Genomic DNA, 24,010 nt, shown 5'->3' on the forward strand with positions numbered 1-24,010 from the left:
CCCTCTCGCCGCGCGGGGAGAGGGGACCGGCGCGGCATATGCCTTTTCCCTCGCGCGGGAGAAGGCGGGCCATCCCAGAAGCAAGAAAGACCACGCTCATGCAGGCAGATTTCGTCATCATCGGTTCCGGCTCGGCGGGCTCGGCGCTCGCCTATCGCCTGTCGGAAGACGGCAGGAATTCGGTCATCGTGCTCGAGTTCGGCGGCTCCGATGTCGGCCCGTTCATCCAGATGCCGGCGGCGCTTGCCTGGCCGATGAACATGAACCGCTATAATTGGGGCTATCTCTCCGAACCCGAGCCGAACCTCAACAACCGGCGCATCACCGCGCCGCGCGGCAAGGTGATCGGCGGCTCCTCCTCGATCAACGGCATGGTCTATGTCCGGGGCCATTCGGAAGACTTCAACCGCTGGGAGGAACTCGGCGCCAAAGGCTGGGCCTATGCGGACGTGCTGCCCTATTACAAGCGGATGGAGCATTCGCATGGCGGCGAAGAGGGCTGGCGCGGCACCGACGGGCCGCTGCACGTCAAGCGCGGCCCGGTCAAGAATCCCCTTTTTCACGCCTTCATCGAAGCGGGAAAAGAGGCCGGCTTCGAAGTCACCGAGGACTATAACGGCTCGAAGCAGGAGGGCTTCGGGCTGATGGAGCAGACGACGTGGCAGGGCCGCCGCTGGTCGGCCGCTTCCGCCTATCTGAGGCCGGCCCTCAAACGTCCGAATGTCGAGCTCATCCGTTGCTTCGCCCGCAAGGTCGTGATCAAGAATGGCCGGGCGACGGGCGTGGAGATCGAGCGGGGCGGACGGATCGAGGTGGTGAAGGCCAACCGCGAAGTGATCGTCTCCGCCTCCTCGTTCAATTCGCCGAAGCTGCTGATGCTTTCCGGCATCGGACCGGCCGCGCACCTCAAGGAGATGGGAATTGACGTGAAGGTCGACCGACCCGGCGTCGGCCGGAACCTGCAGGACCACATGGAATTCTATTTTCAGCAGGTGAGCACGAAGCCGGTTTCACTCTATTCCTGGCTGCCATGGTTCTGGCAGGGTGTCGCCGGTGCGCAATGGCTCTTCTTCAAGAGAGGCCTCGGAATTTCCAACCAGTTCGAGTCCTGCGCCTTCCTGCGTTCGGCACCCGGCGTGAAGCAGCCGGACATCCAATACCACTTCCTGCCGGTGGCGATCAGCTATGACGGCAAGGCGGCGGCGAAGTCGCACGGCTTCCAGGTGCATGTCGGCTATAATCTGTCCAAGTCGCGCGGTGACGTCACCCTTCGCTCGTCCGATCCCAAGGCCGACCCGGTGATCCGCTTCAACTATATGAGCCATCCGGAGGACTGGGAGAAGTTCCGCCATTGCGTTCGGCTGACGCGCGAGATTTTCGGCCAGAAGGCTTTCGACCTCTATCGCGGCCCCGAAATCCAGCCCGGCGCAAAGGTGCAGACAGACGAGGAGATCGATGGGTTCCTGCGCGAGCATCTCGAAAGCGCCTATCATCCCTGCGGCACCTGCAAGATGGGGGCGAAGGACGATCCGATGGCCGTGGTCGACCCCGAAACCCGGGTTATCGGCGTCGACGGGCTTCGTGTCGCCGACTCCTCGATCTTCCCGCACATCACCTATGGCAACCTCAACGCCCCCTCGATCATGACCGGCGAGAAGGCCGCCGATCATATCCTCGGCAAGCAGCCGCTCGCCCGCTCGAACCAGGAGCCATGGATCAATCCGCGCTGGGCGGTGAGCGACAGGTAAGTTATTCCGAGAGGAAACCTATCCAGCGCCCGGCTAGGACCGCACCGGTCCAGACAGACATGGAAAGCAGCGCTGAAAGGCGGACCCTCGGGGAGAGCGGCCCGCCTTTGATTGCGTCGCGCCATTGCGGGGTCAGGTGCAATATGGCGGCGTTGAGTACGCCGAGCGCGAGCAGCGTCATCTTCGTCAGGAAGGCGGGGTTGCCGGCATACTCAACCGGGCGAACGCTGAAGAGACAGAAACCGGTGACGATGGCCAACGCGATGCCGATCGCAGCCGCGCGTGAAAGATAGGGGCCGACCACACCGATCGGCACGTCGCGGAAGAAGCCGAGCAGCCGCAGGTCGAGCGGCAGGATCGAACCGACGATTATCCCGATCGAGAGTATGTGGGCGGCGTTCACGAAGATGTAGAGCACCGCGGAGCGCCGTATCGCCAAAGCGAAGGGCAACGCCCCGATCCACGTCAGCGCCTCCTCCATCAATTCGTCCGTATGCGCTCCGGATAGATGTCGTAGACCTTGCCGGCGACGGTGATCCGGACGGCCTTCATCCTCTTCTCGTTCCGGTCGAGCGAGCGGTTGCCCAGCACCACGATCGGATCGCCGGCCTTGGCTACCCCTTCCACAAAGCCCGAACGCTGGGTGAGCCGCGGGTTGCCGAGTTCGACCCGCCAGGTGCCGTCATCCGTCGTCTCGACCTGAAGGGTCGGATGCGGCGGCGCCATGGAGATCTCGCGGATCGTCCCTGAAAGCTCGACCTGATCGGCCTCCGCCCAGGACCAGCCGTGATGCGCGTAGGCGCCCGTAACCAGAAGCAGGCTCAGCAAACCGGCCGCGGGGAGGCGTGACGACAAAGACGTAGCCATCGGCATTTCCTTCTCCTGCGTTGATGATGCCTGAACATGGAGCACGCATGGGGCAAGAACAGCGCGCTCACCGATTGTTGAACGGCAGGGTCTCACGGTCCTGCATGGGCAGACGCCCGTTTTGTGTTCGAAGGGCATACTCGCTAAGAGAACATGATGCCTTCGGCCTACACCAAATCGAAACTCCTCCGCCGGTCCAGAGTCCTTTGGGGATCCTACGGCGTCTGGCGGCCAAGACTGGTCTTCTGGGTCGGCGCAATTGCGATCGGCGTGATCAGCGTCGCCTTCGCCGAAGCCGCAGATTGGGCGCAACACGCCTTCCGCCGGCTGACGGATGCCGGGGAGTGGAGCTTTCTGCTTCCCCTGCTCCTCACACCTGTGGTTTTCGTCCTCTCTGCCTGGCTCGCCATACGCTTCTTCCCCAATGCGCAAGGCAGCGGCATCCCGCAGGCCATCGCTGCAAGGCATCTGCATGGCGAGGAAGAGCGCTCGCGCCTGCTGTCGTTGCGGCTTGCCTTCGGGAAGATCCTGCTTACGATCCTCGGGCTCTTCGGCGGGGCATCGATTGGTCGCGAAGGCCCTACCGTCCAGGTCGGCGCCTCGATCATGCTGCAGGCCGCCCGCTGGGGCGGAATGGCTCACGCGCGCGGGCTCATACTTGCCGGCTCCGCCGCGGGGATCGCGGCTGCATTCAACACACCGCTGGCGGGTATCGTCTTCGCGATCGAGGAAATGAGCCGGACCTACGAGTCTCGCGCAAACGGACTCGTTCTGACCGCAGTCATATTGTCCGGCCTCGCGGCCCTGAGCCTCTCCGGCAACTACACCTATTTCGGCACCAGTTCGACGACGGCGAGCGGCGCCAAAGATTTCCTGCTCATTCTCGCCTGCGGAATAGGCGGCGGGCTTCTTGGCGCCGCCTTTAGCGCGGCCAGCCTTCGGCTGACGCGGCGTATCCGCCGCTGGGCGCAGCCGGCTCCCGTGAAGCGCATGCTCATGCTGGCTGGCGGATGCGGCGTCGCCACCGGCATCGTCGGGGTCCTGTCGGGTGGTGCCACCTTCGGAACCGGCTACGAGCAGGCGCAAGCGGCGGTCGCAGGTGAGCCGCTTCCCTATTTCTTCTTCCTGGGCAAGCTGTTCGCGAGCTTCGCGGCGATGATCTCGGGTATCCCCGGCGGCATCTTCGCCCCCTCTCTTGCGATCGGCGCAGGACTCGGCAGCACAATGAGTTCACTTTTCGGAACCAGCATCGCCTTGGGAGCCGTGCTCGGCATGGCCGGCTATTTCGCCGGCATCGTCCAGGCACCGATGACCGCCTTCGTCATCATTATGGAGATGACCGGCAACCATCAGAGCGTGATCGCGCTGATGGCCGCATCGATGCTTGGCTATGTCACCGCCCGGCTCGTTTCGCCCGAGCCGCTCTATCACGGTCTTTCCAGAACATTCATCGCCCAGAGCATTCTCCTGCGCAGGAGCAGCGCGAAAAGCGAAGCCGCACCTCAGTGAGGCATCGGCCACGGGCGCCTTTTTCAAGGCCTCTGGGGATCAGAGAGATATTTGCTCCGTTCGCGCGGCATTAGAAACCGCTATTTCTGTCCATTGTCATGAACGGCTGCCATATTCCGTGCAAATTGCAACAGGATGCAGCCATGACGACGCAATCCCGCAAAGCAGAAGTGGCGGTCGACGCGGAAGAGTTTGCCCTCGAGGCAGAGGCCCAGGCCATCAACGACGAGCTCGAAGGGCTGGATCTTTCCGGCCGTCTGGCATTTATCGCCGGGCTGGAAGGCCGCGCGGTCTTTACCACTTCGCTCGGCATCGAGGACCAGGTCATTACCGCCGCGATCGGCAGCAACCATCTCGATATCGAAGTCGCGACGCTGAAGACCGGCCGTCTTTTCGACGAGACCGTCGCCCTGATCGACAAGACCGAGGAGACCTATGGCATCCTCATCAAGCGCTATTATCCCGAGAAAGCCGATATCGAAGCCTATGTGGCGCAATACGGCATGAACGGGTTCTACGAAAGCGTCGAAGCCCGGCATGCCTGTTGTGGCGTGCGCAAGCTGAAGCCGCTTGCGCGCGCACTCGACGGGGCAAGCTACTGGATTACGGGCCTGCGGCGCGGGCAGTCGGGCAACCGTGCCACGACCCCTTTCGCTGAAGCCGACGTAGATCGCGGGCTCATCAAGATCAATCCGCTCGCCGACTGGGACATTGAGACGATCCAGGCCCACGTCGCGGCAGAGGCCATCCCCGTCAACCCGCTGCACAGCCGCGGCTATCCGTCGATCGGTTGCGAGCCCTGCACCCGGGCGATCAAGCCCGGTGAGCCGGAGCGCGCCGGGCGCTGGTGGTGGGAGAACGATGAGAAGCGCGAATGCGGCCTGCATGTGTCGGAAGCGGCTTCCTCGATCATCCCCAACGCCAGCAACGCGGCCTGAGCGCCACGCGCGCACCCGAAGACCACGATCTTCCCCCGGAGTTAGCAATGCCCCACACTCTTCCGGAAACGGAACTGCATAATCCGCAGAGCACGAAACCGCCGCTCGATCCGCATCTGAAGGCGCTGGAGAACGAAGCGATACACATCTTCCGCGAGGTCGCGGCCGAATTCGAGCGCCCCGTAATGCTTTACTCGATCGGCAAGGATTCGTCGGTCCTGCTGCATCTTGCGCGCAAGGCCTTCTATCCCGGCCGCATCCCCTTCCCGCTCCTGCATATCGATACGGGCTGGAAGTTCCGCGAGATGATCGCATTCCGCGACGAGATGGCCGCGAAATACGATCTCGACCTCGTCGCCCACACCAATCCGCGCGGTGCAACCGAAAACGTCACGCCGTTCACGCACGGATCGGCGCTCTATACCGACATCATGAAGACCGAAGCGTTGCGCCAGGCGCTCGACGCGGGTCAGTACGACGCCGCATTCGGCGGCGCGCGCCGCGACGAGGAGGCAAGCCGTGCCAAGGAGCGCATCTACTCCTTCCGCACGCCCGATCATCGCTGGGATCCGCGCAATCAGCGCCCGGAACTCTGGAACGTCTATAACGGCATGATCCGCAAGGGCGAGAGCGTCCGTGCCTTCCCTCTGTCCAACTGGACCGAGGTCGACATCTGGCGCTACATCCAGGCGGAAGAGATCCCGATCGTTCCGCTCTATTTTGCCAAGAAGCGCCCCGTCGTAGAGCGCGACGGCATGCTGATCCTCGCCGAGGATCCTCGCCTCGAGCTGCTTCCCGGCGAGGTCAAGCGCGAGGAAGTCATCCGCTTCCGCACGCTCGGCTGCTTCCCGCTCACCGGCGCGATCCGCTCCGAAGCCGACACGCTCGACGACATCATTGCCGAACTTGAAACCGCGACCGTCTCCGAACGTCAGGGCCGCGCGATCGATCGCGATCAGGCCGGTTCGATGGAAAAGAAGAAACGCGAAGGATATTTCTGATGACCGCACCGGCAGCAGCGAACGCAGTCCTGGATCAAACCGTCGTATCCCTTCCGATGCAGGAGACTGCGCGGGTCGTGCGCGACACGCGCCCCCTTCGCCTCATCACCTGCGGCAGCGTCGACGACGGCAAATCGACGCTGATCGGCCGGCTGCTTTGGGACACCAAGGCGGTCAAGGAAGACCAGGCGGCAAGCCTTCAGCGCGATTCCGGCGGCAAGCAGAACGATCTCGGCCTTCCGGATTTCGCTCTCCTGCTCGACGGCCTTCAGGCCGAGCGTGAACAGGGCATCACCATCGACGTGGCCTATCGCTATTTCGCGACCGACAAGCGCTCCTTCATCGTCGCCGACACGCCCGGCCACGAGCAATATACCCGCAATATGGCGACCGGCGCTTCGACCGCCGACCTCGCCGTGCTGCTCGTGGACGCGCGCGTCGGCCTTCTGGAGCAGACCCGCCGCCACGCGACGATCGCGACGCTGATGGGCATCCGCCAGTTCGTGCTCGCCGTCAACAAGATCGACCTGACGAATTACGACCGCGCCCGCTTCGACCAGATCTCGCACGAGTTCCGGGAGCTGGCCCTTTCGCTCGGGGTGCGCCAGGTCACCGCAATCCCGGTCTCGGCGCTCAAGGGCGAGAACGTCGTCTATGACGGCCGCGCTTCCATGCCCTGGTATGACGGCCCGACGCTCATCGAAATTCTGGAGCTTGCCACGACCCGCTCCGCCCAGACCGTCGGCTTCCGCCTGCCGGTGCAGCGCGTATCGCGCCCGGGAGAGAGCTTCCGCGGCTATCAGGGCACGGTTGCCGGCGGCTCGGTGAAGCCGGGTGACTCCGTCGTCATCCTGCCGTCGGGCATGGTCGCCAATGTGAGCAAGATCGTCACCTTCGATCTCGTGCGCAATGCGGCGGTGGCCGGAGACGCGATCACGCTGGTGCTCGACCGCCAGGTGGACGTTTCCCGCGGCGACGTGATCGCCTCGATCGACAGCCAGCCGATGACCGGGCTCGCCTTCGATGCGCAACTCGTGGCGCTGCAGCCGGAAGGCATCCAGCCGGGCAAGCGCTACTGGCTGAAGTCCGGCAGCCGCCGCCAGCGCGTGCAGGTGCAGCCGGTCAGCCAGCTCGAACTCAAGAGCGGCAAGTGGAACCACGCAGACGAACTGCCGATGAACGCGATCGGCAAGGTGCACCTCGCCTTCGACGAACAGGCGATCTTCGACACCTATGAGCAGAACCGCACGACCGGCGCCTTCATCCTGATCGACCCCGACACCAACAACACGGTCGCGGGCGGCATGATCACTGCCAAGCGCGCCGCGCTCGGGGGCATCCATGCCGAGGAAAGCCGGGTAATCCTGTCGCTGCCGGCAGATCTTGCCGATCAGCTCATGGCGACGGAGCTCTTCGCCGCCCGCCGCGAAGACGTTGAGGTGCGCCGGATAACCGCCGCGAAGGCGGTGGGTATCATCGACTCGATCGACGGCTGATGCTCTTACCGTTTGCCTGTCAGCGAAGGGGCCGCATGGCCCCTTTTTGCTGCTCTGATCGGGAGACGGTCTGAGTGCAGGCACGCGCTTCTAAGGTGGAGGCCGTCAATACGGTCAGGCCCGCCGCTCGACCGTTGCGAGGTCGATCGTCAGCGGCTGTGGATCGGCATGATTCCAAAGCTGGTAGCCGACTACACTGCCCAGAATGGCGGCCCAGACGAGAATTTCGCGCAGAGTGAAGATGGGTTCCTTCGACATCGCTGCCTCACGGGTTTGCGTTTGAAGGATATTCGCTCCGATTGTTCACTCCGATAAGACGGATTTTCAGGAACAACCCGTTTCTCTGTGAACAATAAAGGTGCGGCAAAGGCACCGGCCGCCGCAATGTGAGAGCGACCAGGCAAACCGGCAGAAAGCCGGAAAAAAAGATACGGTTGGGGGAGATTTACAGCTGGTCGGAGTGGAGTGATTCGAACACTCGACCCCCACGTCCCGAACGTGGTGCGCTACCAGACTGCGCTACACTCCGTGACCAGCGGCGCCTCTATAGAACAGCATTTTTGATTTCACAAGCGCCTATCGCAAAAAAGACCGCGCTGAAGGTGAAAATGTTCCGGCCGCCGGCACGTCCCATCTCATAAGCGATAGGGCGTTTCTGCAACGCTCTCCAATTTCCTCTGCGGCAATGCTCCGAGCCGATTTTCTTTCATAGCTTTTAGCGCTAGAGCCTCGGCGGACTGCAAGGAAAACCGGGGATTCCGGCCCTTCCGCGCCGCAGGTTTCAGGACATATCTAAGGGACAGACACATGAATTTCCGCATGATGACGGCGGGCGCCCTCGGGCTGCTTCTTGCCGGCTGCACGACAACGACCGGGATCACGAGAAATGCGGTCGAGGCACGCTGGCTCGGCCAGCCGGCAGGGCCCTTCTTCGCTCAGTTCGGCCCACCCATTTCCGACGTCGAAGCGGGCGGCGACACCGTTTATAGCTGGAAGGGCGGTTACAAGACGCGCAGGATCCCGGCGGAATACGAAAAGACCGCCGACGGCAAACGCGGCAAGCGCATCTCTGCCGCGCGCACGGAATATCTGAGCTGCTCCGTTCAGCTGACCGTCTCCTCCGACTACGTCATCCGCGCGATCCGGATCGCCGGCGACCGCAAGCGTCCGAACGGGCCGAGCTGGTGCGAGGAGTTTTTGGGCGGCGCAAAGGCGGAGTAGTCAGCTCGAACCGTCTCGGCTACCTCGGCTACCCCCGGGCCCGCTGCCGAAAGCCAGCGGGCCTGCTTCGTCATCCGGGACTGCCTTTCATACTCATTCGCTGGCGGCCTCGGCCGCACTCTTCCGACGTTTCGCGCGCGTTTGCCCCGGCCGAGACGCCGCGGCCGGCGCGGCGGTGCGGCCATCAAACAGCTCGCGGACCAGCCCCTCGATGCTGGCGAGATCGCGAAGATGGATGTCGCGCTGGCCGAAGGGCATTTCGATCTTTTCCTCGCGGAAGCGTTTGGCGATTTCGAAACGCATATCGCTCGCCGCCCCCGCATCGGCGTTGATGTTGCCGACGTGGCAGAACAAGGTGAACTGCAGGGCATCGGCCCCGAAATCGGTGAAGGAAACGAAAGGCTCCGGAATTCTCAAGACGCGCGGATTGTCCATGGCGATTTCCAGCAGAACCCGCCGCACCTGCTCCGGGTCCGATTCATAGGAGACCCCCACCGGAATCTTCAGGCGCGCCGAGAAGTCGCCATGCATCCAGTTGACCACCTGGCCGCTGATCAGATCGGCATTGGGTACGATCACGGTCACATTGTCGAAGGTCTGGATCTGGGTAGCCCTGACGCTGACGCGCTGGACGATCCCCGTATTCGGGCCGACCTCGATGCGGTCCCCGACCTTGAAGGGCCGTTCAGCAAGCAGGATGATCCCGCTGACGAAGTTGTTGACGATGGACTGCAGGCCGAAACCGATGCCGACGGACAGGGCGCTGGCGACGATTGCGACGTTCTGGAGGTTGAGACCCGCATAGGAAAAGGCCACGAGACCCGCGATTGCAGCGCCGACATAGCCCACCCCCGTATGGATCGACGTCCTGAGGCCGGTGTCGAGGCTGGTTTGCGGCAAAAGGCGGCCGTCGAGCCACCTCTGGAAACCGCGTGTTGCGACGATCACGACGACGAAAACGACGATCGCGCCGAGAATCGCAGAAGGCGAGAACGAAAATCCGGCGATCTCGAATCCGAAGAAGGCGGAGGTGAAGGTGCCGACCACATCCTCCGACTGGATGCCCCAGGGCGCGAGAAGGGCCATAACGGCTACCATGATCACGATCAGGCGCGCGAACCCGGCAAGGATCACACCGATCTGGCTGATCGTGTTGGGCTTCAGGCCGATCGCCTGCCGCATGAAGCCGCCGATCCGTGTCTGTACCGAAAAGCCGTAGGAAATCGCCTCGTCCGCAAGACGCAGCAACAGCACGAGGCTCATCAGCACCGCCGTCGTGAAGACGATCTGCAGCGCGGCGAAGCGCCCGAAAGCCACGAAGCCGGCGAGCGGCGCAATAACGGTGAGCGCGGCGACCGCCCAGGTAACCGGAATGAGCAGGCGCCAGGCCGAGCTCGTTCCCTGCGGATTCTCGTCATCGTCTTCGCGCGCGACAAATCTGAGCGCGACCATGGCGAGAATGCCGAGCGCGATGGCACCGAGGCCTTGGGCCGCGACGGCAAAGGAGAGGGGCGCATGGGTCGCCTTCAGGAACGCGTCGAGGGCAAGGCCGCCGACATTCACCACAGCCATGGTCACTATTATCGGAATCAGCCGCTCGGCCGCCGTGTCCGTAACCTCGACGAGCCGCCAGCTCGGCCGTTCCGGTGCGAGAACGGCGATCGAGAGTCCGTAAAAGAAGGATGCGAAGGTCAGCCCGAAAAGGACCGGCCGCAGGACCGTCGCCAGATCCGCCGGGAGAACCTTCAGAATGGACATGGCTTGGTAGAGCACGAAGAAGGCGACAGCCGGGATCAGCAAGTTCGCAAGCGTGATGGCCGCCGCTGCGGTCGCCTTGGCGAGCCCCGACGGGTGGAGAACCGAAGGGTCGCGGCTCGTGCGCCGAGTAAGCCAGCGCCGGCCCGGCGACAGGAGAAAGGCGGCGAAGCCGATCACGACCACGAGAATGCCCGCGGCCGAACGGCCCGTGCGTTCGACCAGGGCGCCGAACCAGTACCCGACGACGCGGGACTGGTCTGCCAGCGTCTCCGGTGTCGCGGCGGCCAGATCGAACCAGAAGGAAGGATCGGCAAGGCTCTGCGAGCGCTGCAGAATGGAGCTCGTAAAGAGGGCCCGCCGCCGCTCTCCGATCGTGTCTATATCCTGCTGGCCGCGAAGCGCGATGAGATCGGCCTGCTGGACGACGCCCTGCAGGCCGGCCGCCTCCGACTGTAGTTGCGCCTGTTCGGATTTGATCGCTTCGGTCTGGTTGCGGGCGGCCTGCTCGTCGGCCGGCTTCAACTGCTCGATGCGCTGATTGACGAGCTGCAATCGCGGCTGCAGGGCTGCCTTGAGCCCGGCGGCTTGCATGGGAATCTTGGCGATCTGGCTGCGCAGCTGTGAAAGAGTGACGTCGTCTATGCGTTCGGCCTGGAGCGCGGACTCCACACGCTCCAGCGTCGCTTGCCAGGCATCGATGCGTGCCTGCTCCTCCGGAAAGGCTTTCGGCGGCACCTCCGGTAAGGCACTACTCTGGCCCTGCACATCGGCTGCTGCGCCGGCTTCCGGCTGTCCGCCGCCGTCCTGGGCAAGGGCAGCCGGTGCAAATGTCAGCAGGAATGCGACGAGAAGCAATCGAAGCAATGTGCTGACCGAACGGGCCTGATCCAAAGCTCTTTCGAAGGTTGGGCCCGTCGCGGATGTGCGACGAAGAAGGAACCGCATGCTCGTCATTATCAGTCCTATTCCGGTGTTCTGCATCGTGCCTCTGCCGAGCGCGGTGAAGCCGAGCCCGGGGTTTGCAAAGGCGCACCATAAGGTTGCCGACCGGATTATCCAACCTCACCCCGCCGATTTGCGCCGGCTATCCGGCCGGAAGCGCCTCGCAGACGCCGGCACGACGGCCGCATTCCGAACGGAGACACCGCTCGGAGATTCGACGCGTCGGCTTTCGCCGGCAGCCATTATCGGCATATTGCAGGAGGTTGTTGCCCACCTCGATCCGTCCGCGTCCGAGGCAGCCCTTACGAAATTTCCGCCGCGCAAATCTCGGCCGTCAGGAGGCGAGGCGTTGCGCTATCACAGGGTGCTTGCGAGATTCTGTGCTTTCTCTGCGAGGCACTTGTCACGGTTCTCGAAGTCGTATTCCAGGGCGATGAACGATACGTCCTCGCCGATGCCCTGGACTCTCAGCTTTATATATTTGATCCCGTCCTTGAGTTTCGAACCATGCGCGACGGACCATTCGTAACTGTGCATCCGCTCGTTCTGCGTTATGGACATCACCCAGTCACGCCTTTCATGCCAGCGTGGACCTGCCTTCAAGTGCTCGAAGCGCTTTCCCCTGCCGTAAATATCTTCGAGTTCCTGTACAATCTCTTCGAACTTCGATCGAACGTCCGTTCCGAACCGATCCTTCCTGAACATCATCGATCCCGCACTGACACGGCAAACACCAAATCTTTCGCTGATTTCTGCTGCGTATACTTCGAAATCGGGGTGACGCCTCGGGACGGAACGAAGATTATATATACCGCCGTGTGGCGCTACGTTTCTTAGTTCAAGAGCATTTTTACTCTGCCCCTGCTCTATGCCGAATGGACCTGCGCACGCGTCATATACGATAATCAACGATGCAAGGCAGTGTGCGACATTGACAAGAATAATCGCTTCCATCTTCGCTATCCCCAGCGCGAATACACCTACAGGAAATAGGCGAATACGTTTCTTGTCAATCATAAATACTAAAATGCATTTCAGTCCTCGATGAGACCGCCAAAAATATGCATTATTTTATATAACTTATAAGGGTATAAGATTTCTGCCGAACCCGCATTTTCTCTGGGACCTATTCCCCCAGGGGCGCCAAATACGTCTGAATAGGACTGCCGCAGAAGAACGGTGCTTTTCGGTTTTCATGCCGGTAAACCGAATTACCGTCGGCAGCTCTGTCGTCGAGCGCGTCGACCACGCCGTCATCTTCGGCAAGGTATAGGTTCGGTGGTGTGAAGTGTGGCTGGGGCGCCTGGATTCGAACCAGGGAATGGCGGTACCAAAAACCGCTGCCTTACCGCTTGGCTACGCCCCAACTAAACTGGCAGGTAATCTCCTCGCCAAATCGAGCGCCTGATTAGCAAAGCTCGTGCGCGCTCACAATGCTTAACTTCGTTTGGCGCGCAGATTTATCGCTCGCGGTCCGGCAGCAATCTCAGGCCCGAACCGATGTTTCCTCCGCCCGGCCTTTGGCCTATGGTCGCGCCGACCCCTAAAACTCCCGAGGGTGACGTGCAAGCGGGAGGCCGAGTGGATGACAGGCCAGGACATGCAAGCTCCGGAATTCGACCTCGATTTCAAGCCCGCCTATGGCGAACCGGTGAGCGTAGCCGAGAACGTACAGCGCATCACGGTCAACAATCCCAGTCCGTTTACCTTCCACGGCACGAACACCTATATTGTCGGCCGAAGTTCGGTCGCGATAATCGACCCTGGCCCCGAGGACGAGGCACATTTCCATGCGCTGATGGCCGCACTCAGAGGGCGCGAGGTGACGCATATCGCCGTCAGCCATACCCATCGCGACCACTCTCCGCTCGTCGGCAGGCTCGCCCGGGCAACCGGCGCGATGGTCGTGGGCGAAGGACCGCACCGGGCAGCCAGGCCGCTGCATGCCGGCGAGGTCAATCCCTTCGCCGAAAGTTCGGACATGGACTTCGTGCCCGATGTCGCGCTTTGCGACGGGGCACACGTCGAAGGCGACGGCTGGAGCCTGACGGCGGTAGCGACGCCGGGGCACACGGCCAACCACATGGCATTTGCGCTCGATGGAACCGGAATCCTCTTTTCCGCCGATCATGTGATGGCCTGGGCGACGAGCATCGTCGCGCCGCCGGACGGAGCCATGGCCGATTACATGGCCTCGCTCGACAAGCTGCTCCAGCGCGACGATCGGATCTACCTGCCAGGCCATGGCGGTGCGGTCAACGAGCCTGCCTCCTTCGTGCGGGCGTTGAAGGCGCATCGCAGGATGCGCGAGCGCGCGGTGCTCGAACGCCTGCGTGCGGGCGACCGGCAGATCGCCGACATGGTCAAGGTGATCTATGCCTCGACCGACCCACGGCTGCACGGCGCTGCGGCACTCTCGCTGCTGGCGCATATCGAAGACCTCATCGAACAGGGGCGCGTCGAAACAGAGGGGCCGCCGTCGCTCGCCAGCGCATACCGGCTGGCGTGACGCGGTTGGATCGCTGAAAGGCGCAATCCGCGGCAGAAAACCGCGCGCACTCTCTAATCGCCCGCGATCCCCAGGAGCTCGGCGTCGAGGTCGCGCAGGAACTCCTCGGCGAACATGGCTCCCATGCCGAGGTCATGGCGGCCGTAGCGCGAAGCCACGCGCAGATCGACGAAGGTCGTTTCCGCCTCTTCGCGCAATCTGATCAGCACGTCGAATCGGAAGCCGACGACAAGGCTCCGCCACTCGCCTTGCAGGACGACGTCGCTGGATCGCCGTCCCGGTATGCCGTCGTCGACCAGTTGCGTGGGTCGAGCGGTTGGAACGGGGATGACGTTCGGTCCGGCATTCGCATCCCCGCCTGCCTCGGGTCGTACGGCGAGGTCTTCGAGGTCCGCCCGCGCGTTGTCGGCGCCGAACTCAGCAGTGATGGTGATCCGCGTCTGCTCGACGACCTTGCGCACGCCCTGGAATACACGGTCCAGCGCCCCTTCGTAGCGCCGGCCCGTAAGCCCCGGATAGGCTTCAACCTGCGCCTCGCGGTCTTCCCGCGTCACCGGACGCTTGCGCCCGAGCCAGCTTTCCCCTGATGCCGGCGTCCTGATCCAGGGCGGGGGCGTCGAGGTATCGGTACTGACCTCGTAGAGCGCCGGTCGCGTCAGGTATTGCACGGCCCCATAACCGAGGAATCCGAGCGGAACCGCCGCGTAGAAGAGCGCCGAAACGGAAGCGGCCCCGCCGATCGCTGCCACCTGCCAAAGACGCGTGAGCCCGACCGTTGCCAGCACGACGCTAAGGAGAGCCAAGCCCCCGGCGATCAACGCCAGCGTCAGAAAGTGCGGCGTCGTCAGAGGACCGAAACGATGCGACAGCAGCGACAGCAGAAAAACGATGAAGGCGATGCGGGCGATGCGGCGCGCCCAATGTGCCGCGTAGGAATAGGGACGCTCGTACCGGACAATCATCTAACGGAATCAATCCCCGAGGCGGAAAAGGACCTCGCCTTTCTTAGACCATGGCTCGGGTAGTGCAAACCCCGTATCTTTCCCCCATCGGCGATGTAGATCACCCCATGGAGGCCAAAGAGAGAATGCGGGCGGCGAATATGGCGGCGCCACTCACACGGGTGCCGCAAATTTGCCATTCTCGTTAACCACCTATTCAGGTTTACTATTTGGCCGGACACACGGCGCTGTAGCATTTGGAGGCATCGGCCGTCGTCGCCGGCAAGAGGCGCGGCAAATCAACGGAGAGACATCATGGCCGCACAGCAATCTACCATGGAGATCGCCATCCCCGCCCCTCCGCCCCCGGTCGGCGAAGCCGCGATGCCCATGGCACTTCTCGAGTTGGAGCTTTCGCTCGATCGCTTTTCCGGCGACAAGGACGATTTCGTCGGCTTCACACATAAGGTGGCTCACGACATCGGCGCCGAGCTGCTCTTCGTTCTGCCGGCTTCCGGTCTCGTCGACGATTGCGTGACGATCGCCGCGATACGCCACGGCCAGGCGGAGGATAAGACACCGATCATCCTGTTCATCTGTCTCGCTCAGGACGGCACCACCATCCGCGTCGAGCAGCCGAGCGAGCACACCGCCGGTCTCAAGAGCTTCGCCAACTCCTTCGTCGGCGTCCTCGAGCGGATCTGAACCGCACTCCGTGGGGCGATTGACCAGCTATGCGCAACGGGCGCATGATGTCGACGAGTTGAATCGCGCCCACGGATTTCGTCTTATGCGTTGCATTATCATGCCTGTCGTCCAGCGGAATGCCATCGGACTCTGTCCCCGCGAATGGGTGCCGGTCAGGAGGCAAGGATGACGACGATGACCATGAGACTGCTTGGCCTTGCGGCCGTGGGGCTGGTGCTTGCCGCGTGCCAGTCGATGTCGCCGCAGGAACGTCGAGCGAGAGACGAAAATACATGCGCCTCCTACGGCTTCAGAAGGGGCACGGATGCGTTCGCAAACTGCCTGCAGCGCATAGATCTCGATCGTCGGGCGGAAGCGCGCGCTTTCCGGTACGACAACGACGTCTTCCTGCGCGGCCCCTATTACTGGCACTGACCGGCGAGACGGCCCGCAACTCCGGACGAAGATCGACGACCGTCAGCTCGCCGCCAGAGCTTGAACCTCGGCGACCTCGCGGCCGTTGATCGTCGCCTGAGCGGCCGCAAGTCTCGCGATCGGCACTCGGAACGGCGAGCAGGAGACGTAATCGAGACCCGCTTCCTCGCAGAAGCGAATCGAGACGGGATCGCCGCCATGCTCGCCGCAGATCCCGAGCTTCAAACCGTTCTTGGTCCGCCGGCCCCGCTCCGCCGCGATCTGGATCAGTTCGCCCACGCCCTCGAAATCGAGCGAGACGAAGGGATCCTGCTCGATAATGCCCTTCTGCTGATAGTTGGCCAGGAACAGGGCTGCGTCATCGCGCGAAATGCCGAAGGTGGTCTGCGTCAGGTCGTTGGTGCCGAAAGAGAAGAAATCCGCCGATTCGGCGATCGTGTCCGCCCTGAGGGCCGCCCGCGGCAACTCGATCATCGTGCCGATCAGATAATCGATGTTCACGCCAGCCTCGCCGACGACCTCCTTGGCGACCGCCTCGATCCGCGCCTTGACGTAATCGAGCTCGGCGCGCAGGCCGACGAGCGGCACCATGATCTCGGGAACGACGGCAGCGCCGGTATCGTGGGCAGCCTGCACCGCCGCCTCGAAAATCGCGCGCGCCTGCATCTCGGCGATCTCCGGATAGGAGATCGCCAGTCGGCAACCGCGATGCCCGAGCATCGGATTGAACTCGTGAAGTGCATCGACCCGCTGACGAAGTTCCGCGGGATCGATCGTCAGCACGCGCGCAACCTCTGCGATTTCCTCGTCGGTTTTCGGCAGGAACTCGTGCAGCGGCGGATCGAGAAGACGGATGGTGACCGGCAGGCCGTGCATGATCGAAAAGAGCTCGACGAAATCGGAGCGCTGCATGGGCAGAAGCTTGGAAAGTGCTGCCCGCCGCCCTGCTTCGTCTTCGGCCAGGATCATCTCGCGCATCACATTGATGCGGTCGTCCTCGAAGAACATGTGCTCCGTACGGCAGAGTCCAATGCCTTCGGCGCCGAAGGAGCGGGCGGCGCGCGCATCCGCCGGCGTCTCGGCATTGGTGCGCACGGTCATGCGGCGGCTTGCGTCGGCCCATTGCATGATCTTGCCGAAGTCGCCCGAAAGTTCCGGCTGCAGCATGGGGATCTCGCCCTTCAGCACCTGACCGGAAGAGCCGTCGATGGTGATCACGTCGCCCTTCCGGAGCGTGACGCTCGCGGCGATCAGGAGCTCGTTTCGCTGATCGACGCGGATGCTGCCGGCGCCCGATACGCAAGGCGTACCCATACCGCGCGCGACGACCGCCGCGTGGCTGGTCATGCCGCCGCGGGTCGTCAGTATGCCTTCAGCCGCATGCATGCCGTGAATGTCTTCAGGACTCGTCTCGACGCGAACGAGAATGACCTTGCGGCCTTCCTTGACCGCCTGCACCGCCTCGTCGGAGCTGAAGACGATCTCGCCCGTGGCGGCACCCGGCGAGGCCGGAAGGCCGGAACCGATAATGTCGCGGCGGGCATGAGGGTCGATCGTCGGATGCAGAAGCTGGTCGAGCGAAGCCGGATCGATGCGCGCCACCGCCTCCTCCTTCGAGATCAGCCCTTCCTCGGCCATGTCGACGGCGATCTTCAGCGCCGACTTGGCCGTTCGCTTGCCGGAACGCGTCTGCAGCATCCAAAGCTTGCCGCGTTCGATCGTGAACTCGATGTCCTGCATGTCGCGGTAGTGGCGCTCGAGCGCGTTACATATCTTTTCGAACTCGGAAAAAGCCTCCGGCATCAGCTTTTCCAGTGACGGCTTGTCCGAACCGGACGCGATGCGGGCCGCTTCGGTGATGTTCTGCGGCGTGCGGATGCCGGCGACCACGTCCTCGCCCTGAGCATTGACGAGAAACTCGCCATAGAGCTCTTTCTCGCCCGTCGACGGGTTGCGCGTGAAGGCGACGCCCGTCGCCGACGAATTGCCGAGATTGCCGAAGACCATGGCCTGGACGTTGACGGCCGTGCCCCAGCCGGCCGGTATGCCGTGAAGGTGTCGGTAGGTGATGGCCCGCGGGTTCATCCAGCTCGAAAAGACGGCACCGATCGCGCCCCAGAGCTGGATTTCCGGGTCCTGCGGGAAAGGCACGCCGAGCATCTCCTCGATCGCCTCCTTGTAGCGCGAGATCACGTGCTGCCATTCGACGGCGGAAAGCTCCGTGTCCTGCTCGTGACCGAGGCGCGCCTTCTCGTCCTCCAGAACTTCCTCGAAAACCTCGTGGTCCACCCCCATCACCACATCGCCATACATCTGGATGAAGCGGCGGTAACTGTCCCAGGCAAAGCGCGCATCGCCGGCGTCGTGACCGAGCGCATGCACGGATTGATCGTTGAGGCCGAGGTTCAGGACCGTGTCCATCATTCCCGGCATGGAGGCGCGCGCGCCGGAACGGACCGACAGAAGCAGCGGGCGGTTCGTATCGCCGAAGACGCGCCCGGTGATTTTCTCCATCCGCGCGATGCCCTCGCGGACCTGCTCGCGCAGACCCTCGGGCATGCAGCGGCCCTTCTCGAGATAGCTGTTGCAGGCAGCGGTGACGATTGTGAGTCCCGGCGGCACCGGCAGGCCGAGATTGCACATCTCCGCGAGGTTAGCCCCCTTGCCGCCCAGCCGGTCGCGGTCTTCCGCGCCCCCTTCGGCCTCTCCCGCACCGAAGGTATATACCCATTTCGCCATGCCTGTTCTCCACCCGAAACAGTCGCCGACCTAAAATCATGAACGTGATCGAATCTAAGAAGTCAGAGCGGGATGCGGGCGGAAAAGCGCACGCACTCTTCCTCACCCCGCTCCAGACCATCTACAGTATATGCTCCGGCCTGAAAATGCACTCGGCGAAGATTTTGTTGCAGTGCACCAAATTGGAGGTCGCCATCAGACGGCTTCGCGCAGCCGCTCTGCCGTCTGCAGGTCGACCGAGACGAGCTGCGAGACCCCCTGCTCCGCCATCGTGACCCCGAACAGGCGGTTCATCCGGGCCATGGTGATCGGATTGTGGGTGATGATGACGAAGCGGGTCTCGGTGGAGGCCGCCATTTCGTCCATCAGGTTGCAGTAGCGCTCGACATTGTGGTCGTCGAGCGGCGCATCCACCTCATCGAGAACGCAGATCGGGGCCGGATTGGTGAGGAAGACCGCAAAGATCAGCGCCATGGCAGTCAGCGCCTGCTCGCCGCCGGAAAGCAGCGTCATCGTCTGCGGCTTTTTGCCGGGCGGCCGGGCAAGGATTTCGAGCCCCGCTTCCAGCGGGTCGTCGCTTTCGATGAGCTGCAGTTCCGCCGTGCCGCCCCCGAAGAGATGGGTGAAAAGCCGCTGGAACTGCACATTGACCACGTCGAACGCGGCAATCAGCCGCTCTCGGCCCTCGCGGTTGAGGTTCTGGATGGCACTCCTCAACCTGCGGATCGCCTCGATGACGTCGTCACGTTCCTTGAGCAGCGCCGCGAGCCGCTCCGAAAGCTCCTTCTGCTCCTCGTCGGCGCGCAGGTTGACGGCGCCGAGCCTTTCCCGCTCGATCTTCAGCCGCTCGAGTTCCCGTTCCACGCTGCGCATATCCGGCAGTCCTTCGTCGGGGCCGAGGCCGGTAAGGCGCATCACTTCATGGGGGGCGCAGGACAATGCTTCGAGGATGCGCGCCTCTATCTCGACACGCCGCTCCCGCGCAGAAACGAGCCGCTCTTCGGCGCGGCCGCGCTTTTCGCGTACCTCTGCCAGCTCCGAGAGCGCGGTGGCGGCCTGGCGATCCGCTTCGCGCTGGTGGTTTTCCGCCTCGGCGAGTCTGTCGGCCGCCTCTCGGCGCGACGCCTCCGCCTTTTGCAGCTCGTTCATCAGCGCGCGGCGCTTGTCGTCGAACTCGTCAGGCGCATCGAGCAGTTCCTCGACCTCCTCGCGCGCCTCCGCCTCGCGCTCGCGAAGCGTCGCAATGTGATCTTCGGCGCTCGCCGCCCTCGCTGCCCAGGTCTCTCGCTCCCCGGCGATGGCCGCAAGCCGCCTGAGGCGCCCATCGTTTTCGCGTGCGAGACCGTCATGTGCGGCGCGAGCTTCGGCCGCCGCCGCACGGTCGGTCGCGACTTCGGCCGTCCGATTGCTCAGCCGCAGGTCGAGCTCTGCAAGGTCCGGCTGACCGGCAGAGGCCTCCCTGGCCGCCTCGATCGCTTCGGCGATCTCCTCGGCCTGCCCCTCGATCTGGAGCTTCGTCTCGGCAAGCACCGCGCGGCGCCGGGCAAGATCGCCGGAGGCCCGCTCGGCGGCTGCCAAGGCATCGCGCGCCTCGGAGAGCTGCCGTGCAAGCATGCGTTGCGCCTCGCGCGAAAGCCTCAGCCGCTCATCCTCGGCGCGGATGTGCGCTCCGGCAGCGGCAAGATGCGCCTCCGCCGTCAGCAATGCCTCGCTCGCCTCCTCGGCTGCACCTTCCAGTTCGGAAAGGCGGTTCTTCTGGGCGAGCCTCAGGGCCGCAGCACTCGGCGCTTCCGAGCCGGTAACGTGGCCGTCCCACCGCCAGACGGCGCCTTGCCTCGTCACCAGCCGCTGGCCGGTGCTAAGGAGCGGCAGCAGTCGCTCCGCCTCCTCGTCGCTCTCGATGATCCCGATCTGCCGGAGCGCTCGTCTCAGCGCCTCCGGTGCCTGGACGAAATCGATCAAAGGGAGGGCGCCAGCCGGCAATGCGGGATCGTTCGCATCGTCGCCGGGCATGCGCCAGTGCGCCGGCGCCGCCTGTTCCAGGGGCGAATCGAGGTCGTCGCCAAGAGCCGCGCCGAGCGCCGTTTCGAAGCCGCGCTCGACTTTCATCTCCTCGACGACGGCCGGATAGGTGCTGCCGCCGGCCGCCTCCAGCATGCGCCGGATCGTTCGCGCTTCCGTCTCGATGCCGTTCAGCCGCGCCCGGGCCTCGTCGACGGGCGGGCGCGCGGCGGCTTCGTCGGCGCGCGCCTCGGCGAGTCTCTCTTCGACGGCGGCGACGGCGGCCTCGGCCTCCTCCAGCGCCGCCTCCGCAAGCTCCACCTGCCCCCTCTTTTCGTCCGGGTCGGGGAGTCGCGCCATCTGACCGTCAAGCTCGTCGACTTCGCGCCCCTGATCCGCAAGCTGGCGTGCAAGGCGCGCCTGCCGCTCGGAGAGATCGCGCAGCGCTCTCTCGATCTGGTTGCGCGCGGCTTGCGCCTCGGCGCGCTCGGCCGTAATGCGGGCGAGACCGGCTTCGCTCGCCGCTAGCTTTTCATTGGCCTCGTCGAGCCTTTCACGCGCCTGAGCGCCGCGATCATCCGCCTCGGCCAACGCGTCTCGCAGATCTTCCTCCTCCTGATCAAGGCGGGCGAGAATGCCGGCATTGTCGGCGACCAGCCGCTCTTCGCGGGCAATGTCCTCCGCAAGTTGCGCCAGTCGCCGCTGCAATTCCTCACGGCGGCGCAGGATGCGGCCGGCATCCTCCTCGAGCTGCGCGCGAGCGATCTGCAGGCGCTGCAGCCCGGCAGCGAACTTCGCCTCGCTTTCACGCAGTTCCGGCAGCTTGAGGCTCGCGATCGCCTGAGCCTTGGCGGCTTCCATCTGCGCCTGCGCCTTCTCGGCGACGAGCGCAGTGATCTGGTTCAGCTGGCTGGTCGCCTCGGCCTCCGCTTCCTTGGCCTGCACCCAGCGGGTATGGAACAGGATCGCCTCGTGCCGGCGGATTTCCGCCGACAGCATCTTGAACCGGTTGGCCTGGCGCGCCTGGCGCTTGAGGCTCTCGATCTGGCTTTCGAGCTGCGAGGTGACGTCGTCGAGGCGCTCCAGATTGGTTTCGGCCGCCTTCAGCCTGAGTTCCGCCTCATGCCGGCGCGAATGGAGACCGGAAATGCCGGCCGCCTCCTCGAGCAGTTGCCGGCGCGCCTGCGGCTTGGCGGCGATCAGCTCGCCGATGCGGCCCTGGCCCACCATCGAGGGCGAGCGCGCACCGGTGGACGCATCGGCAAACAGCAACTGCACGTCCTTGGCGCGCGCCTCCTTGCCATTGATGCGGTAGACCGAGCCCTGCTCGCGCTCGATACGGCGCGTCACCTGTATCTCGTCGCTGTCGTTGAAGGCTGCGGGCGCGGTGCGGTCGCTATTGTCCAGGTAAAGGCCGACTTCGGCCGTGTTGCGCGCCGGGCGGTTGCCGGATCCGGAAAAGATCACGTCGTCCATGCCGGAGGCACGCATGTTCTTGTAGGAGTTCTCGCCCATCACCCAGCGGAGCGCCTCGACGAGGTTGGACTTGCCGCAGCCGTTCGGTCCGACGACCCCGGTCAGGCCGCGCTCGATGACGAATTCCGTCGGTTCGACAAAGGACTTGAAGCCGAGCAGGCGCAGCCGGGTGAATTTCATGACGGACACGCTGGGGTGGATGGCGGCGCATACCCCCCTCTGCCCTGCCGGGCATCTCCCCCACCAGGGGCGAGATTGGCATGTGGCAATGTCTCCTTCAACCGCTGGTCTCGTATGCGGGGCTTTGCTCCTTGCCGATCTCCCCCCTTGTGGGGGAGATGCCCGGCAGGGCAGAGGGGGGTGAGCCACGACCGCCTCACTCGAACGCCCCCTTCCCGATCACACGGACAATATGCTCGCAGACATTGTCGATGTCGCGCAGCACGTCATCGTTCCAGAAACGCAAAATCGTCCAGCCATCCGCCTCAAGACGCCGAGTACGCTGCCGGTCGTAGTCAGCACTTTGAGGTCTCGCATGCTGCGAACCATCGACCTCGACGATCAATCGATGCGCGGCACAGGCGAAATCCACGATGTAACCGGCGATCGGAACTTGCCGGCGAAAACCAAGCCCCATCAGCCGATGCGCACGCAGTTCATTCCAGAGCTTGGCTTCCGCCTCCGTCATGGCATTGCGCATGCGGCGGGCGTTGCCGCGAACTTGCGGCGATATGTCAGCGTGAGGCATGGCGAAGCCCCACCGACCGGAGACAAAAAACGGGCGCACGGCTGCCGCCGTCGCCCGTCGGAATTGAAAGCGAAGGATCAGAGCTTGCTGTCGATGAGGGCCGACATAACGTCAACCGACATGTCCCCCGAATAGTGCTCACCGTTGACGAAGAAGGTCGGCGTCGACTTGACCCCGAATTCCTTGGCGCCCCTCTGCATGACTGCATTCACATCATCCAGAAGTTTCTGGTTCGTCAAGCAGGCCTCGAAGCTCTCCTGTGTAAAACCGGCGAGTTTCGACAATTGCAGGAGTGCATCGCGGCCGTTCTGCGCAGCCGCCCACTGCTCCTGTTGCTTGAACAGCATGGAAACCATCGGGAAATACTGCCCCTCCGGCGCACAGCGCGCCAGCATGAAGGCGGCTGCCGCGCGCGGATCGAAGGGGAATTCGCGGACGATGAAGCGTACCTTGCCGCTGTCGATATACTTCGCCTTGATCGCGTCGAATGTTTCGTTGTGGAAATTGGCGCAATGCGGGCAGGTCATCGACATGTATTCGACGATGGTGACCGGCGCATTGGCTTCTCCGAGCGCCATTTCCGGCAGCGCTCCGGGCTCCAGGAGCTTCGCCATGTCGACGCTGCCCTCCGACTTCGGCAACTCGACCTTGGCGGCAGGGGTTGTGGCCTGCGCCACTTCGGTCGCCGGCTTCGCCTCGCTAGCGGCGGCAGGCGCCTGAGACGTCGAGGCGGTGGTCGTCGCATCGGTGCTCGCCGTGGTCTCGGCGGGCGTCGTTGAAGCCGCCTCCTTCTTTTCATCGCTGCAGGCTGCGAGCGCCAGAGCGAGCGCTGCAACGGCGACGCCGCTCAGCAGGCGTTTCGGAAGGCTTGTTTGGGAAGCGGACATGGACAGGACCCGTGTTCTACTCGAGGGAAATTGAAGCGTGATTTCGATAACTTGCCACGTGCGGGGCGACAAGAGGGGGTGTTTCGACAGCGTTCAAACAATCGTGA

The 24,010-nt window shown here is 63.5% G+C and carries 19 protein-coding genes and 2 tRNA genes; 9 read left to right on the top strand and 12 right to left on the bottom strand.

Annotation, left to right across the window (positions count from 1 at the left end; genetic code table 11):
• Positions 1-98 precede the first annotated feature (98 nt).
• Positions 99-1,748: a choline dehydrogenase gene (gene betA / locus ACTJKL_RS14245; protein WP_440853146.1), complete on the top strand. Its 1,650-nt coding sequence runs from the start codon at positions 99-101 to the stop codon at positions 1,746-1,748.
• Between the two features lies 1 nt (position 1,749).
• Here betA and ACTJKL_RS14250 read toward each other — a convergent pair whose 3' ends face one another.
• Both ACTJKL_RS14250 and ACTJKL_RS14255 read right to left on the bottom strand, forming a co-directional pair.
• A complete protein-coding gene (locus tag ACTJKL_RS14250) occupies positions 1,750-2,229 on the bottom strand; it encodes a DUF6644 family protein (protein WP_440853147.1) in 480 nt (159 codons plus the stop codon).
• Positions 2,229-2,615: a DUF6152 family protein gene (locus ACTJKL_RS14255; protein ID WP_026168560.1), complete on the bottom strand. Its 387-nt coding sequence runs from the start codon at positions 2,613-2,615 to the stop codon at positions 2,229-2,231. Before ACTJKL_RS14255 ends, ACTJKL_RS14250 begins: the two co-directional genes overlap by 1 nt.
• 156 nt (positions 2,616-2,771) lie before the next feature.
• On the opposite strand from ACTJKL_RS14255, the gene ACTJKL_RS14260 reads away from it, so the two are divergent.
• The 4 genes from ACTJKL_RS14260 (at position 2,772) to cysN (ending at position 7,559) form a co-directional block, all read left to right on the top strand.
• Positions 2,772-4,124 (top strand): chloride channel protein, encoded by a 1,353-nt coding sequence (locus tag ACTJKL_RS14260; RefSeq protein ID WP_440853148.1) that lies wholly within the window; start codon positions 2,772-2,774, stop codon positions 4,122-4,124.
• 143 nt (positions 4,125-4,267) lie between these two features.
• A complete protein-coding gene (locus tag ACTJKL_RS14265; protein ID WP_440853149.1) occupies positions 4,268-5,062 on the top strand; it encodes a phosphoadenylyl-sulfate reductase in 795 nt (264 codons plus the stop codon).
• A 47-nt stretch (positions 5,063-5,109) separates the two neighbouring features.
• The gene (cysD, locus tag ACTJKL_RS14270) at positions 5,110-6,063 is read left to right on the top strand and encodes a sulfate adenylyltransferase subunit CysD (protein WP_275596613.1); all 954 of its coding nucleotides are present in this window, start codon (positions 5,110-5,112) and stop codon (positions 6,061-6,063) included.
• Positions 6,063-7,559 (top strand): sulfate adenylyltransferase subunit CysN, encoded by a 1,497-nt coding sequence (gene cysN / locus ACTJKL_RS14275; RefSeq protein WP_018094481.1) that lies wholly within the window; start codon positions 6,063-6,065, stop codon positions 7,557-7,559. Before cysD ends, cysN begins: the two co-directional genes overlap by 1 nt.
• A gap of 114 nt (positions 7,560-7,673) precedes the next feature.
• Here the strand turns inward: cysN and ACTJKL_RS14280 are convergent, their stop codons facing one another.
• Both ACTJKL_RS14280 and ACTJKL_RS14285 read right to left on the bottom strand, forming a co-directional pair.
• Positions 7,674-7,817, bottom strand: a complete 144-nt coding sequence (locus ACTJKL_RS14280; protein WP_127711632.1) for a hypothetical protein — start codon at positions 7,815-7,817, stop codon at positions 7,674-7,676.
• Between the two features lie 194 nt (positions 7,818-8,011).
• Positions 8,012-8,088, bottom strand: a tRNA-Pro gene (locus ACTJKL_RS14285).
• A gap of 278 nt (positions 8,089-8,366) precedes the next feature.
• Between ACTJKL_RS14285 and ACTJKL_RS14290 the strand changes: the two genes are divergently transcribed.
• The gene (locus tag ACTJKL_RS14290) at positions 8,367-8,780 is read left to right on the top strand and encodes a hypothetical protein (protein ID WP_018094479.1); all 414 of its coding nucleotides are present in this window, start codon (positions 8,367-8,369) and stop codon (positions 8,778-8,780) included.
• A gap of 93 nt (positions 8,781-8,873) precedes the next feature.
• On the opposite strand, the gene ACTJKL_RS14295 is transcribed toward ACTJKL_RS14290, so the two are convergent.
• From ACTJKL_RS14295 to ACTJKL_RS14305, 3 genes are all read right to left on the bottom strand, one after another.
• Positions 8,874-11,492: a DUF3772 domain-containing protein gene (locus tag ACTJKL_RS14295; protein ID WP_440853150.1), complete on the bottom strand. Its 2,619-nt coding sequence runs from the start codon at positions 11,490-11,492 to the stop codon at positions 8,874-8,876.
• A 345-nt stretch (positions 11,493-11,837) separates the two neighbouring features.
• Complete coding sequence (locus tag ACTJKL_RS14300) at positions 11,838-12,434, bottom strand: hypothetical protein (protein ID WP_440853151.1); 597 nt, start codon at positions 12,432-12,434, stop codon at positions 11,838-11,840.
• Positions 12,435-12,771: 337 nt separating this feature from the next.
• Positions 12,772-12,846, bottom strand: a tRNA-Gln gene (locus ACTJKL_RS14305).
• A 234-nt stretch (positions 12,847-13,080) separates the two neighbouring features.
• On the opposite strand from ACTJKL_RS14305, the gene ACTJKL_RS14310 reads away from it, so the two are divergent.
• Positions 13,081-13,989: an MBL fold metallo-hydrolase gene (locus ACTJKL_RS14310; protein WP_440853196.1), complete on the top strand. Its 909-nt coding sequence runs from the start codon at positions 13,081-13,083 to the stop codon at positions 13,987-13,989.
• Between the two features lie 53 nt (positions 13,990-14,042).
• Here ACTJKL_RS14310 and ACTJKL_RS14315 read toward each other — a convergent pair whose 3' ends face one another.
• Positions 14,043-14,951 carry a DUF1499 domain-containing protein gene (locus tag ACTJKL_RS14315; RefSeq protein WP_324763065.1) on the bottom strand — a complete coding sequence of 303 codons (909 nt, stop codon included), beginning with the start codon at positions 14,949-14,951 and terminating at the stop codon, positions 14,043-14,045.
• A 294-nt stretch (positions 14,952-15,245) separates the two neighbouring features.
• Between ACTJKL_RS14315 and ACTJKL_RS14320 the strand changes: the two genes are divergently transcribed.
• Complete coding sequence (locus ACTJKL_RS14320) at positions 15,246-15,635, top strand: hypothetical protein (RefSeq protein WP_100674560.1); 390 nt, start codon at positions 15,246-15,248, stop codon at positions 15,633-15,635.
• 168 nt (positions 15,636-15,803) lie between these two features.
• The gene (locus tag ACTJKL_RS14325) at positions 15,804-16,052 is read left to right on the top strand and encodes a hypothetical protein (RefSeq protein ID WP_018094472.1); all 249 of its coding nucleotides are present in this window, start codon (positions 15,804-15,806) and stop codon (positions 16,050-16,052) included.
• Positions 16,053-16,094: 42 nt separating this feature from the next.
• Here the strand turns inward: ACTJKL_RS14325 and ppdK are convergent, their stop codons facing one another.
• From ppdK to ACTJKL_RS14345, 4 genes are all read right to left on the bottom strand, one after another.
• Entirely contained in the window at positions 16,095-18,791 is a 2,697-nt protein-coding gene (gene ppdK / locus ACTJKL_RS14330) for a pyruvate, phosphate dikinase (RefSeq protein WP_440853152.1), read from the bottom strand.
• Positions 18,792-18,986: 195 nt separating this feature from the next.
• A complete protein-coding gene (locus ACTJKL_RS14335; RefSeq protein ID WP_440853153.1) occupies positions 18,987-22,448 on the bottom strand; it encodes a chromosome segregation SMC family protein in 3,462 nt (1,153 codons plus the stop codon).
• A gap of 196 nt (positions 22,449-22,644) precedes the next feature.
• Complete coding sequence (locus ACTJKL_RS14340; protein ID WP_275596620.1) at positions 22,645-23,016, bottom strand: endonuclease domain-containing protein; 372 nt, start codon at positions 23,014-23,016, stop codon at positions 22,645-22,647.
• A gap of 77 nt (positions 23,017-23,093) precedes the next feature.
• On the bottom strand, positions 23,094-23,903 hold the full coding sequence (locus ACTJKL_RS14345; RefSeq protein ID WP_411921982.1) for a DsbA family protein: 810 nt from the start codon (positions 23,901-23,903) through the stop codon (positions 23,094-23,096).
• Positions 23,904-24,010: the final 107 nt, after the last annotated feature.

The sequence above is a fragment of the Sinorhizobium sp. 22678 genome (assembly GCF_052044265.1).
Taxonomy (GTDB): Bacteria; Pseudomonadota; Alphaproteobacteria; order Rhizobiales; family Rhizobiaceae; genus Sinorhizobium; species Sinorhizobium meliloti_A.

Coding starts and splice junctions, on each gene's coding strand:
- ACTJKL_RS14320 (WP_100674560.1), top strand. CDS start 15,246: ATGGCCGCACAGCAATCTACCATGGAGATCGCCATCCCCGCCCCTCCG.
- cysD (WP_275596613.1), top strand. CDS start 5,110: ATGCCCCACACTCTTCCGGAAACGGAACTGCATAATCCGCAGAGCACG.
- ppdK (WP_440853152.1), bottom strand. CDS start 18,791: ATGGCGAAATGGGTATATACCTTCGGTGCGGGAGAGGCCGAAGGGGGC.
- ACTJKL_RS14295 (WP_440853150.1), bottom strand. CDS start 11,492: ATGACGAGCATGCGGTTCCTTCTTCGTCGCACATCCGCGACGGGCCCA.
- ACTJKL_RS14250 (WP_440853147.1), bottom strand. CDS start 2,229: ATGGAGGAGGCGCTGACGTGGATCGGGGCGTTGCCCTTCGCTTTGGCG.
- betA (WP_440853146.1), top strand. CDS start 99: ATGCAGGCAGATTTCGTCATCATCGGTTCCGGCTCGGCGGGCTCGGCG.
- ACTJKL_RS14300 (WP_440853151.1), bottom strand. CDS start 12,434: ATGGAAGCGATTATTCTTGTCAATGTCGCACACTGCCTTGCATCGTTG.
- ACTJKL_RS14335 (WP_440853153.1), bottom strand. CDS start 22,448: ATGAAATTCACCCGGCTGCGCCTGCTCGGCTTCAAGTCCTTTGTCGAA.
- ACTJKL_RS14255 (WP_026168560.1), bottom strand. CDS start 2,615: ATGGCTACGTCTTTGTCGTCACGCCTCCCCGCGGCCGGTTTGCTGAGC.
- ACTJKL_RS14290 (WP_018094479.1), top strand. CDS start 8,367: ATGAATTTCCGCATGATGACGGCGGGCGCCCTCGGGCTGCTTCTTGCC.
- cysN (WP_018094481.1), top strand. CDS start 6,063: ATGACCGCACCGGCAGCAGCGAACGCAGTCCTGGATCAAACCGTCGTA.
- ACTJKL_RS14310 (WP_440853196.1), top strand. CDS start 13,081: ATGCAAGCTCCGGAATTCGACCTCGATTTCAAGCCCGCCTATGGCGAA.
- ACTJKL_RS14315 (WP_324763065.1), bottom strand. CDS start 14,951: ATGATTGTCCGGTACGAGCGTCCCTATTCCTACGCGGCACATTGGGCG.
- ACTJKL_RS14345 (WP_411921982.1), bottom strand. CDS start 23,903: ATGTCCGCTTCCCAAACAAGCCTTCCGAAACGCCTGCTGAGCGGCGTC.
- ACTJKL_RS14340 (WP_275596620.1), bottom strand. CDS start 23,016: ATGCCTCACGCTGACATATCGCCGCAAGTTCGCGGCAACGCCCGCCGC.
- ACTJKL_RS14265 (WP_440853149.1), top strand. CDS start 4,268: ATGACGACGCAATCCCGCAAAGCAGAAGTGGCGGTCGACGCGGAAGAG.
- ACTJKL_RS14280 (WP_127711632.1), bottom strand. CDS start 7,817: ATGTCGAAGGAACCCATCTTCACTCTGCGCGAAATTCTCGTCTGGGCC.
- ACTJKL_RS14325 (WP_018094472.1), top strand. CDS start 15,804: ATGACGACGATGACCATGAGACTGCTTGGCCTTGCGGCCGTGGGGCTG.
- ACTJKL_RS14260 (WP_440853148.1), top strand. CDS start 2,772: ATGCCTTCGGCCTACACCAAATCGAAACTCCTCCGCCGGTCCAGAGTC.